Raw genomic sequence first — 11,639 nt, forward strand, 5'->3', positions numbered from 1 at the left:
TATTAGAAATAAAATTTAGTATGAGGAAATAAAATGTCTAATCGAAAATATTTTGGTACTGATGGGATACGAGGTAAAGTTGGACAATATCCTATCACTCCCGATTTTGCTCTTAAATTAGGTTGGGCAGCTGGACGCATATTAGCTAAAGATGGTGTGAAAAAAGTCTTAATCGGAAAAGATACGCGTATATCAGGCTATATGCTTGAATCAGCACTTGAAGCTGGTTTTGCGTCTGCCGGTGTTGCTACTGCCTTTACCGGACCAATGCCAACGCCTGCTATCGCTTATTTAACTCGTACTTTTCGAGCTGATGCCGGTATTGTCATTTCTGCTTCACATAATCCTTTTTACGATAATGGTATTAAATTTTTTTCTACCGAAGGAAAAAAACTTGCTGATTCGATTGAATTAGAAATTGAAGCAGAATTAGAAAAAGATATAGATTGTGTCGAATCCAAACAATTAGGACGTGCTAGCCGTATTACTGATGCAGCAGGCCGTTATATCGAATTTTGTAAAAGCACCTTTGATCATGAGCTAAGTCTATCGGGTCTGAAAATTGTAGTCGATTGTGCGAATGGCGCAACCTATCATATTGCGCCAAAAGTATTGCGTGAGCTCGGCGCAAAAGTCATCAAAATTGGCTGTGAACCTGACGGCGTTAATATTAATGAAAATTGTGGTGCTACTGATGTTAGAGCATTGTCAAAACGAGTTATTGATGAACAAGCAGATTTAGGTTTTGCATTAGACGGTGACGGTGATCGCATTATAATGGTTGACCATGAAGGTCGAAAAATTGATGGCGATCAGATTATTTATATCATTGCTCGCGAAGCACTTAGACAAGGTCAACTAAAAGGTGGCGTTGTCGGTACATTAATGAGTAATATGGGACTGGAAATAGCACTTAAAAACCTTGGCATACCTTTTGCTCGTGCTAAAGTTGGTGACCGTTATGTTCTTGAAAAGCTTATTGAGAAGAAATGGCGTTTAGGGGCTGAAAACTCAGGTCATGTTTTGCTATTAGATAAAACAACAACAGGCGATGGTATTATTGCCGGTCTACAAGTTTTAAGTGCTATGGTTCGCAACGATATGTCTTTATCAGATTTATGTAGTGGCATGATAATGTTACCTCAAGTATTAATTAATGTTCACTATACCGAAAAAAGTGATCCATTAAAAAATTCAGCAGTAAAACTAGCAATAGAGCAAGTTGAAAAAGAACTTGATGGTAACGGGCGGGTATTAATTCGCAAATCTGGAACAGAACCTCTCATTAGAGTAATGGTTGAAGGCAGTGAAGAAGCCGAAGTACAAAAATTGGCAGAACGTATTGCACTAGCTGTTAAAGCTTAAAAATAATATTTTTTATATGTAATAATAAGTTTTTAATAAGTCAATACGTTTAATGAGTTTATTAAGCAAGCTCTGTTTATTTACAATTTTTTAGTAAAAAGTGTTGAATTTATTTATTTTGTTAATAATTTGTTGACTTTATATAGGTAATTGGGTTTAAAATACTAGCTTAGGGTTATTACAGCGATTGTCTATACCTTTTAATATAGATAAAACATTGTAATATTTTTTATTTTTAGGAATAAGTAAGAAGGTTATATGGCAGTTTCCTCTCCGGCTTCGCCACAGGCTTATATCAAGCACCATCTTGAAAACTTACAAGTAGGTTCAGGTTTTTGGACCTTTAATCTTGATTCATTGTTTTTTTCAATTTTTCTTGGTGTTATTTTCTTGTGGATTTTTCATCGTGTTGCCAAAAAAGCAACAAGTGGGGTACCAGGTAAATTACAATGTGCTGTCGAGATGATCTTTGAATTTGTTAATAATACTGTCAAAGACATGTTCACTGGTCAAAACAAGCTCATTGCACCGTTAGCATTAACGGTATTTATTTGGGTCTTTTTTATGAATCTCATGGATCTTATCCCGGTTGATTTCCTCCCTTACGCAGGACAATATTTAGGTTTATCTCATTTGAGAGTAGTGCCAACAGCAGATGTCAGCATTACTATGTCAATGGCTTTAGGCGTCTTTATTTTAATTATTTTCTATTCTATCAAGTACAAAGGAATTTCAGGGTTTATCAAAGATTACACCCTTCATCCTTTTAATCACTGGGCTTTTGCACCAATCAATTTAGTACTTGAACTTGTCGGCCTATTAGCTAAACCACTATCTTTAGGTCTACGACTTTTCGGTAATATGTATGCAGGTGAACTTATTTTCATCTTAATTGCGGCATTAATACCTTGGTGGTCACAATGGGTATTATCTTTACCGTGGGCCATTTTCCATATTTTAATTATTACGTTACAAGCTTTTATTTTTATGGTGTTGACGATTGTTTATTTAGCAATGGCATCGACAACGGAAGAACATTAATTTCAATATTTTTTATATTAAACTGGAGTATATAATGGAAATTTTATATGTAGCCGCAGGCATAATGATGGGATTAGCTGCTGTAGGAGGCGCAATTGGTATCGGTATACTAGGTGGTAAATTCTTAGAAGGTGCAGCACGTCAACCGGAATTAATCCCTATGTTACGAACTCAATTTTTCATTGTTATGGGGCTAGTGGATGCGATCCCAATGATTTGTGTGGGTATTGCGCTTTATATCATCTTTGCTGTTGCCGGCTAATAAAAATCTAAGAGGAATCGTCTCATGAATATGAACGCAACTCTCCTCGGCCAAGCAATTACATTTGTATTGTTTGTTTGGTTCTGTATGAAGTTTGTTTGGCCTCCTGTTATCGCTGCGATTGAAAAACGTCAAAAAGAGATAGCTGATGGACTTGCTTCAGCAGAAACAGCAAAAAAAGATTTGGAACTAGCCAAAGCAAATACATCTGACTTAATGCAACAGGCTAAGGTTGAGGCTAATGCAATTATAGAGCAAGCCAATAAACGCAAAGCAATTATTCTTGAAGAAGCACAACAAGAAGCAATTCGAGAAAAAGAACGAATTGTTGCGCAAGGATTTGCTGAAGTAGAGGCTGAACGTAAACGAGCTAAAGAAGAGCTTAAACAACAAGTCGCTACACTTGCTATTGCTGGTGCAGAAAAAATTATTGAACGCTCTGTTAATGAAGCCGCAAATAGCGACATCATTGATAAACTCGTAGCTGAATTATAAGGAGACTAGAGCAATGGCAGACTTAATTACAATTGCTCGCCCTTATGCTAAAGCTGGTTTCGAGTTTGCGGTAGAAAAAAACAATATCGAATCATGGCATAAAATGCTAATGGTAACATCTCAAGTTAGTCAAAACGAACAAATACGTAGTATTTTGACATCTGACATGAAAGCCGATTCGGTTGCAAACTTACTCATCAATATCTGTCAAGATGTATTAGATGAGTTTAGTACTAATTTTATTAAGATTATGTCTGAAAACAAACGGTTATCACTTCTTCCCGAAGTGCTTACACTGTTTGAACAATATTGTTTAGAGAGAGAAGCGCAAGCTGATGTCGATGTCATTTCGGCACAAGCACTGTCTAACGAACAACTTGATAAGATTTCTATCGCTGTTGAAAAACGTTTATCACGAAAAGTAAAACTAAAATGTCATATTGATCCATCGCTCATTTCTGGTTTTATTATTCGTACGGGCGATATGGTTATTGATAGTAGTATCAGAGGGCGTTTAACAAGATTAAATGACGCTCTACAGTCTTAAGGGGACTGATAATGCAGCTAAATTCAACTGAAATAAGTGAACTAATTAAAGAGCGTATCGCTCAGTTCAATATTGTGAGTAACGCTCACAATGAAGGAACGATCATATCGGTAAGTGATGGTATCCTTCGAATCCACGGATTAACCGATGTCATGCAAGGTGAAATGATTTCACTACCCGGAAATCGTTACGCAATGGCGTTAAACCTTGAAAGAGATTCTGTCGGTGCAGTCGTTATGGGACCATACGAAGATCTATCCGAAGGGATGAAAGTACAATGTACTGGTCGTATTTTAGAAGTACCTGTCGGCGATGGTCTATTAGGTCGGGTTATTAATACCCTTGGTGAACCAATCGACGGTAAAGGTTCAATTCAAAATGATGGGTTTTCTCCTGTTGAAGTCGTCGCACCTGGTGTTATCGACCGTCAATCGGTTGACCAAGCATTACAAACCGGTTATAAAGCCGTTGACTCAATGATTCCTATCGGACGTGGTCAACGTGAACTTATCATCGGAGACCGACAAACCGGTAAAACCGCATTAGCAATCGACGCAATTATTAACCAACGCAACTCAGGTGTTAAATGTATCTATGTTGCCATTGGTCAAAAACAATCAACCATTGCCAATGTTGTACGTAAACTTGAAGAACATGGTGCACTAAAAAATACCATTGTTGTTGTTGCATCCGCTTCTGAATCAGCGGCATTACAATACTTAGCGCCGTACGCAGGTTGTGCAATGGGCGAGTACTTCCGTGATCGTGGTCAAGATGCATTAATTGTTTATGATGATTTATCTAAACAAGCGGTTGCTTACCGTCAAATTTCATTGTTACTTCGTCGTCCACCTGGACGTGAAGCTTATCCGGGTGATGTATTCTATTTACATTCTCGCTTACTTGAACGTGCAGCACGTGTTAACGAAGCGTATGTTGAAGAGTTCACCAAAGGTGAAGTGAAAGGTAAAACAGGTTCATTAACGGCTTTACCGATTATTGAAACCCAAGCTGGTGACGTTTCAGCGTTCGTACCAACTAACGTAATTTCAATTACTGATGGTCAGATATTCTTAGAAACCAGCTTGTTTAACTCTGGTATCCGTCCTGCGGTTAACCCGGGTATTTCGGTTTCTCGTGTAGGTGGTGCTGCACAAACTAAGATAATGAAAAAATTATCTGGTGGTATTCGTACAGCCCTTGCACAATATCGTGAATTAGCGGCGTTTTCTCAGTTTGCATCTGATTTAGATGAAGCAACAAGAAACCAATTAAGTCATGGTGAAAAAGTAACTGAATTATTGAAACAAAAGCAATACTCACCAATGACAGTTGCTGAACAATCAATTGTTCTTTATGCAGCAGAGCGTGGTTATCTTGAAGATGTTGAACTCGCTAAGGTTTTACCATTTGAAGCAGCACTACTAGCTTATGCGCATAGTCAATATGCCGATTTTGTTAAACAGATTGACGAGACAGGCAATTACAATGATGAGATTGAAAGTAAGTTAAAAGCAATGCTTGATAGCTTTAAATCAACTCAAACTTGGTAAGGGTGAGGTAACAAATGGCTAATGCAAAAGAGATCAGAACGAAAATTGCCAGTATCCAAAGTACGCAAAAGATCACAAAAGCAATGGAAATGGTTGCCAATTCCAAAATGCGTAAAACGCAAGATAGAATGGCATCTTCTCGTCCATATGCAGAAATGATTCGTGAAGTAATTGGACATTTAGCGTTAGCTCAAATAGGTGCCAAACATCCTTATTTAGAAGAAAGGGATGTAAAACGAGTTGGTTATCTTATTATTTCAACCGATCGTGGTTTATGTGGTGGTTTAAATATCAATCTTTTTAAAACTGTCGTTGCTGATATGTCAGCATGGCAGGAAAAAGGTGTAGAAGCAGATGTCGCATTAATTGGTTCACGAGGGGTTTCGTTTTTCTCATCAGTAAAAACAAATATTTTAACCCAAGTGACTAATTTAGGTGATGAACCAGAATTATCTGATTTGATAGGTCCAGTAAAAACGATGCTTGAGTCGTATGACAATGGGAAAATTGATAGATTATATATCGCAACGAATAGATTTATTAACACCATGTCGCAAAAACCGACTATTCAGCAATTATTACCATTACCGCATTCAGAAGATAAAAAACTCACTGCTTCAACATGGGATTATATTTATGAGCCTGATGCTAAATCGCTTTTAGATGTGATTTTACGTCGTTATATTGAATCACAGGTTTATCAAGCTGTGGTAGAAAATCTAGCGAGTGAACAAGCAGCAAGAATGGTGGCCATGAAAGCAGCAACCGATAATGGTGCAAATTTAATCAATGAATTACAGATTGTGTATAACAAAGCACGTCAAGGTGCGATTACCAATGAATTGATTGATATTGTATCGGGCGCAGCTGCTGTTTCAGGTTAATGCTAAATATATTGGCTTATAGTTAAGAAAAAGACGTAGAGGAATAAAAATGGCTACTGGAAAGATTGTCCAGATCATCGGTGCGGTGGTTGATGTCGAATTCCCAGAAGATGCAGTACCAAAGGTATATGATGCATTAGAAGTGGAAACTGGCGCCGAAAAATTAGTTCTGGAAGTTCAGCAACAATTAGGTGGTGGCGTTGTTTGTTGTATCGCAATGGGATCATCTGATGGTTTAAGACGTGGACTTAAAGTCGTCAACACAGGGCACGGCATTGAAGTACCGGTAGGTACTAAAACACTAGGTCGTATTATGAACGTACTTGGTGATCCTGTTGATAAAGCAGGTCCAATTGGCGAAGAAGAGCGCTGGGCTATTCACCGTGCAGCGCCAACCTATGAAGAACTGGCTAACTCAACTGAGTTACTTGAAACCGGTATTAAAGTTATCGACTTAATTTGTCCATTTGCAAAAGGGGGCAAAGTCGGTCTTTTCGGTGGTGCAGGTGTAGGTAAAACCGTTAACATGATGGAGTTAATCCGTAACATCGCTATCGAACATTCTGGATACTCTGTATTTACAGGTGTTGGTGAGCGTACTCGTGAGGGTAATGACTTTTATCATGAAATGAAAGAATCAAACGTACTTGATAAAGTATCGCTTGTTTATGGTCAGATGAATGAGCCACCTGGAAACCGTTTGCGCGTAGCGTTGACAGGATTAACAATGGCTGAAAAATTCCGTGATGAAGGTAAAGACGTACTCTTATTTATCGATAATATTTATCGTTATACCTTAGCCGGAACAGAAGTATCGGCACTATTGGGTCGTATGCCATCAGCAGTAGGTTATCAACCAACATTAGCCGAAGAAATGGGTATACTTCAAGAACGTATTACATCGACTAAAACTGGTTCAATTACATCAATTCAAGCAGTATACGTACCAGCCGATGACTTGACAGACCCATCACCAGCAACAACCTTTGCTCACTTAGATGCAACAATCGTATTAAGTCGTCAAATCGCTTCATTAGGTATCTATCCTGCGGTTGATCCACTTGATTCAACCAGTCGTCAATTAGATCCATTGGTTGTTGGTCAAGAACACTATGATTGTGCACGAGGCGTGCAATCAATTTTACAACGCTATCAAGAATTAAAAGATATTATCGCTATTCTTGGTATGGATGAGTTATCAGAGGACGATAAATTGACCGTGGCTCGTGCACGTAAAATTCAACGCTTCTTATCTCAACCATTCTTCGTTGCCGAAGTGTTCACTGGTTCACCGGGTAAATATGTGCCATTAAAAGATACAATCAGTGCTTTTAAAGGTATCATGAACGGTGATTATGATCACATTCCTGAACAAGCATTCTATATGGTTGGTTCAATCGATGAAGCGATTGAAAAAGCGAAATCTCTGTAAGAGATTCATTGAACGGAGATAGTATTATGGCACTAACTTCCTATCAATTAGAAGTTGTTAGTGCTGAATCTCACCTATTTTCGGGTGATGTTCAGCGAATCAGAGTCACAGGTATTGAAGGTGAACTCGGTATTTACCCGGGTCATACGCCACTGCTTACTACCATTAAACCAGGTATGGTGGGTATTGTAAAACCCAATGGTGAAGAAGAATTTATCTACCTATCGGGTGGTATATTAGAAGTTCAACCTAATATAGTAACAATCTTAGCTGATACGGCTATTCGAGGCGAAGATTTAGATGAAGCCAGAGCACAAGAAGCAGTCAGACGTGCCCAAGAACATATTAATCACCCAAGTGATGATATGTCATTTGCACAAGCCTCTGCTGAATTGTCAAAAGCTTTAGCTAAAATGCGTGTTATCGAATTAACACGCCGTATTGGACAATAGTTTCGTTATTAAAATCTAAAAGATTACAAAAATTAATTTTGTAATCTTTTCTGCTTTTCCAATAGTCCTGTTCAGTACCCCAATAACAACAAGTCTTCATATTCACACTGTGAAGTAAAACCGTTTATTACTTTTATAATTGAATTGAATAATTAATTCATCTTTTTTTATATTGTTAAATTTTTATGTCGTAAATAAAAAAAATTAAAAATGAGAATACTGCTAAGCAAACTGCAAAATTTACTTTGAGTAAGATAAATTATGAACGTTTTGTGTGTGTTTTTCTTTGATGATCCCCATTACGTTTAAAATTATACAGCCCCAAAATCTGTTTTCTATGAAGATAGGCTACTAGATTTATTACTCACTATCAGCGATAATTTTGAATAATCTTTTCGAATTTAAAGCGACTATGTTTACCATTTATCATTCAAATCAAGTCGATCTGCTCAAATCATTGGTGAGTGAATTGATGCAAAGACAACCATTAGAAAATGTGTTCATGCCCGATATGGTGATCGTACAAAGCCAAGGCATGGCGCAATGGTTGCAGATCGAGCTTGCAGATGCACTCGGTATTGTGGCAAACATTGCTTTTCCTTATCCAACTCAGTTTATCTGGCAAGTTTATCAAGCTTTATTACCCGATTCGCCTATTGAAAACAGTTTTAATCCTGAAGCCATGACTTGGCGTCTATTTTATTTGCTGCCTCAACTCATTGATAAGCAGGAATTTAGCGCACTCAAACATTATCTCAATATAGATAAAACAGAAAGAAAGTTATATCAACTGGCAACACGTATTGCTCGTTTATACGATCAGTACTTAGTTTATCGCCCTGACTGGCTAGCAAAATGGGAATCGAATAAAACCGTGGTCGAATTAAATCATCATCCCGATGAAATTTGGCAAGCTGAGCTGTGGAGACAATTAATAGCCATTAGTCAGCCGTATCACCGTGCAAATATCTACCAGCAAATGCTTGATATCCTACTGGATGACCATTTTGATAAAAAACGGTTAAATACGTTACCCGACCGTATTTTTATTTTTGGTATTACTTCCCTTCCACCCATTTATCTTTCGCTACTCTCAGCACTTGGAAAACATATCGATGTACATTTAATGTTTAACAATCCTTGCAAATGGTATTGGGGAGATATTGTCGAAAAACAGCTAACTGACATACAAAATACACCCGATAAAATCCCAAATCCACTCTTAACGTCATGGGGAAAACTAGGTCGGGATTGTCTGTTTTTATTACAAGAATTCCAAAACAAACAAGATATTGATGTGTTTGCTGATCACGATCGCACTTGTTTATTACATGCTATTCAGCAAGATATACTGGAGCTATATCCGTCAGATAAAACTGCACTTCACATTGACTCAAACGATAAATCAATTTCGTTTCATGCATGCCATAGCGAACAGCGTGAGGTCGAAGTACTCTATGACTATTTACTATCTGTCTTTGATGCTGATCCAACCATAGAGTTACGTGATTGCATTGTGATGGTTTCAGATATTGATAAATACATCCCTTATATTCGTGCCGTTTTTGGTAATGCTGAAGGTCAACGTTATCTACCTTTCACTATTTCCGATCAGAAAGCTCGAAATATTGATCCCATTGTGCAAGCATTTTTTGCGATTTTAAATTTTCCTCAAAGTCGATTTACGGCAGAAGAGTTATTTAATTTACTGGAGATCCCAGCAATTTCGGAAAAATTTTCGATCAATGAATCACAATTAACGCTTTTAAGGACATGGATCATTGAATCGGGTATTCGTTTTGGTCTTGAAAATGCCCATAGTTGGTTATTTGGACTTGAACGTTTGTTGCTTGGTTATACGATGAGCAGTGAGCAAGGAAGCTGGCAGCAAATACTCCCGTATGATGGTGCGACTGGTTTGGATGCTGAACTTATTGGTCAATTAGCTGAATTTATTAGTATAGTCCGTAAATGGTCAACATTGTTAAGTCAAGCCAAACCATTAGTTGAATGGCAAAGTTGTTGCCTTGAATTACTCAATGATTTTTTTATTAGTAATGAACAACGTGAATCTATTTTATTGATGATTCAAGACGAGTGGCAAAAGCTGATTGACAGTGGGCTGTTAGCAAATTTTGCGGATAACATATCGATGACTATTTTGCATGATGCGATGCAATCACGTTTAGAACAAAATCATTTAGCTCATCGCTTTTTAGTGGGCAAAATCAATTTTTGTACTATGATGCCAATGCGTTCGATTCCCTTTAAAGTGGTATGTTTATTAGGCATGAACGATGGTGATTATCCTAGAACATCGCTACCGCTTGATTTTGATTTGATTGCTCAGTACCCAAGACGAGGGGATCGAAGTCGTCGCACAGATGATCGGTATCTCTTTTTAGAAGCAATTTTATCTGCTCAAAAACAACTCTACATGAGTTATATTGGGCGAGAAATTAAAGATAATACTGAACGTTATCCGTCAGTATTAATTGATGAGTTATGGGATTATATCGTTCAATACTATAATGATACCAAAGATAGTTCAAACGGTTTCGATAATTTACGTGTCATCCATACGCGCACACCATTTAATCCTCAAAATTATTTAAATCCGCCTAAAAGCTATGCCAATGAATGGCTACCGGCAGCACAACAGCAAGGAGAAAGTCAATCCTTCATTAGTGATATTTCGGCGATGACGATTGATAACATTAGTCTTGATGAATTAAAACGATTCTATCAACACTCCATACGATTTTTTTTACAAAAACGATTCAATTTCTATATTAATTATCTTGATGATACTTTACCGGATGCTGAAAATTTTAATCTGGATAATTTTGAACGATACCAGCTTAATGTAAAAATTTTAAATCAATTGATTGATCACACTATCCAAGAATCAGATTTGTATTATCGATTAGCATTAACCGGCGAGTTACCAGACGGCGCCTTTGGTCAGATTATTTATGATGAACAAAATGAATCTATGCAATCGTTAGCAAATAAAATTTGCCAAGAACGCCTGATACAAACTGCCGAAGAGGTCAATTTAACCCTTTTTGCTAATGGACAACATTACATACTGCAAGGCTGGTTAACCCATGTTCAAGAGGATGGAATTTTAACATGGCGACCATCGAAACTTTCGATCCGTGATGGCATGACATTATGGATCGATCATCTTATTTATTGCATCTCCAATCCTGAAAACACGAATAGCTATAGTCGCATCTATGGTCGGGAAAAGAGTGAATGGCGTTTCGAATATTTAAACCCTGAGCAAGCACAAATTATTTTAACAACTTTAATCGAAGGCTATTTGCAAGGTATTAATCAACCGTTACTCTTCCCAATTCAAAGTGCATGGAATTGGTTAGTATCTGCGTATAATTCTAAAACAAATGAGATTGAAATCAGTCAAAAAGCTATCAATCAACTTAAAAACACCTGGCAAGGAGGGGGATTCAATTCAGCAGAATGTGATAATTATTATGCCCGATTATATCCTGAATTAACCAATCCACTTATTGAGCAGATTATTTATTCGGCTCGACAATTTTTATTACCCATTTTATTACATCAAGAAAAGGTAAAATAGG

10 protein-coding genes are annotated in these 11,639 nt (G+C 37.4%); all 10 read left to right on the forward strand.

What is annotated here, in order from left to right; translation table 11 throughout:
- The first annotated feature begins 33 nt into the window (after window positions 1-33).
- The 10 genes from glmM to recC all read left to right on the forward strand — a co-directional run bounded on the left by glmM (window position 34) and on the right by recC (window position 11,638).
- Window positions 34-1,365: a phosphoglucosamine mutase gene (glmM, locus tag ACGH6P_RS03780; RefSeq protein WP_267358943.1), complete on the forward strand. Its 1,332-nt coding sequence runs from the start codon at window positions 34-36 to the stop codon at window positions 1,363-1,365.
- A 258-nt stretch (window positions 1,366-1,623) separates the two neighbouring features.
- On the forward strand, window positions 1,624-2,406 hold the full coding sequence (gene atpB / locus ACGH6P_RS03785) for a F0F1 ATP synthase subunit A (RefSeq protein ID WP_065558537.1): 783 nt from the start codon (window positions 1,624-1,626) through the stop codon (window positions 2,404-2,406).
- 34 nt (window positions 2,407-2,440) lie between these two features.
- Window positions 2,441-2,668 (forward strand): F0F1 ATP synthase subunit C, encoded by a 228-nt coding sequence (gene atpE, locus ACGH6P_RS03790; protein WP_370632135.1) that lies wholly within the window; start codon window positions 2,441-2,443, stop codon window positions 2,666-2,668.
- Between the two features lie 24 nt (window positions 2,669-2,692).
- The gene (atpF, locus tag ACGH6P_RS03795; protein ID WP_065558535.1) at window positions 2,693-3,163 is read left to right on the forward strand and encodes a F0F1 ATP synthase subunit B; all 471 of its coding nucleotides are present in this window, start codon (window positions 2,693-2,695) and stop codon (window positions 3,161-3,163) included.
- A gap of 13 nt (window positions 3,164-3,176) precedes the next feature.
- Entirely contained in the window at window positions 3,177-3,710 is a 534-nt protein-coding gene (gene atpH / locus ACGH6P_RS03800; protein WP_411596749.1) for a F0F1 ATP synthase subunit delta, read from the forward strand.
- Window positions 3,711-3,721: 11 nt separating this feature from the next.
- Window positions 3,722-5,263, forward strand: coding sequence for a F0F1 ATP synthase subunit alpha (gene atpA, locus ACGH6P_RS03805; protein ID WP_220216303.1), 1,542 nt, complete (start codon window positions 3,722-3,724; stop codon window positions 5,261-5,263).
- Between the two features lie 14 nt (window positions 5,264-5,277).
- Window positions 5,278-6,147 carry a F0F1 ATP synthase subunit gamma gene (atpG, locus tag ACGH6P_RS03810; protein WP_065558532.1) on the forward strand — a complete coding sequence of 290 codons (870 nt, stop codon included), beginning with the start codon at window positions 5,278-5,280 and terminating at the stop codon, window positions 6,145-6,147.
- A gap of 49 nt (window positions 6,148-6,196) precedes the next feature.
- The gene (gene atpD / locus ACGH6P_RS03815; protein ID WP_065558531.1) at window positions 6,197-7,579 is read left to right on the forward strand and encodes a F0F1 ATP synthase subunit beta; all 1,383 of its coding nucleotides are present in this window, start codon (window positions 6,197-6,199) and stop codon (window positions 7,577-7,579) included.
- 26 nt (window positions 7,580-7,605) lie between these two features.
- Entirely contained in the window at window positions 7,606-8,031 is a 426-nt protein-coding gene (locus ACGH6P_RS03820; protein ID WP_220216301.1) for a F0F1 ATP synthase subunit epsilon, read from the forward strand.
- 382 nt (window positions 8,032-8,413) lie between these two features.
- The gene (gene recC, locus ACGH6P_RS03825) at window positions 8,414-11,638 is read left to right on the forward strand and encodes an exodeoxyribonuclease V subunit gamma (protein WP_411596750.1); all 3,225 of its coding nucleotides are present in this window, start codon (window positions 8,414-8,416) and stop codon (window positions 11,636-11,638) included.
- The last annotated feature ends 1 nt before the right edge of the window (window position 11,639 follow it).

Source organism: Gilliamella sp. CG25 (assembly GCF_046635705.1).
GTDB classification, from domain to species: domain Bacteria; phylum Pseudomonadota; class Gammaproteobacteria; order Enterobacterales; family Orbaceae; genus Gilliamella; species Gilliamella apicola_I.

What these genes read in the sequence shown, in the direction of transcription:
- atpF (WP_065558535.1), top strand. Translation starts at nt 2,693, where the DNA reads ATGAATATGAACGCAACTCTCCTCGGCCAAGCAATTACATTTGTATTG.
- glmM (WP_267358943.1), top strand. Translation starts at nt 34, where the DNA reads ATGTCTAATCGAAAATATTTTGGTACTGATGGGATACGAGGTAAAGTT.
- atpE (WP_370632135.1), top strand. Translation starts at nt 2,441, where the DNA reads ATGGAAATTTTATATGTAGCCGCAGGCATAATGATGGGATTAGCTGCT.
- atpA (WP_220216303.1), top strand. Translation starts at nt 3,722, where the DNA reads ATGCAGCTAAATTCAACTGAAATAAGTGAACTAATTAAAGAGCGTATC.
- atpD (WP_065558531.1), top strand. Translation starts at nt 6,197, where the DNA reads ATGGCTACTGGAAAGATTGTCCAGATCATCGGTGCGGTGGTTGATGTC.
- atpH (WP_411596749.1), top strand. Translation starts at nt 3,177, where the DNA reads ATGGCAGACTTAATTACAATTGCTCGCCCTTATGCTAAAGCTGGTTTC.
- ACGH6P_RS03820 (WP_220216301.1), top strand. Translation starts at nt 7,606, where the DNA reads ATGGCACTAACTTCCTATCAATTAGAAGTTGTTAGTGCTGAATCTCAC.
- atpG (WP_065558532.1), top strand. Translation starts at nt 5,278, where the DNA reads ATGGCTAATGCAAAAGAGATCAGAACGAAAATTGCCAGTATCCAAAGT.
- atpB (WP_065558537.1), top strand. Translation starts at nt 1,624, where the DNA reads ATGGCAGTTTCCTCTCCGGCTTCGCCACAGGCTTATATCAAGCACCAT.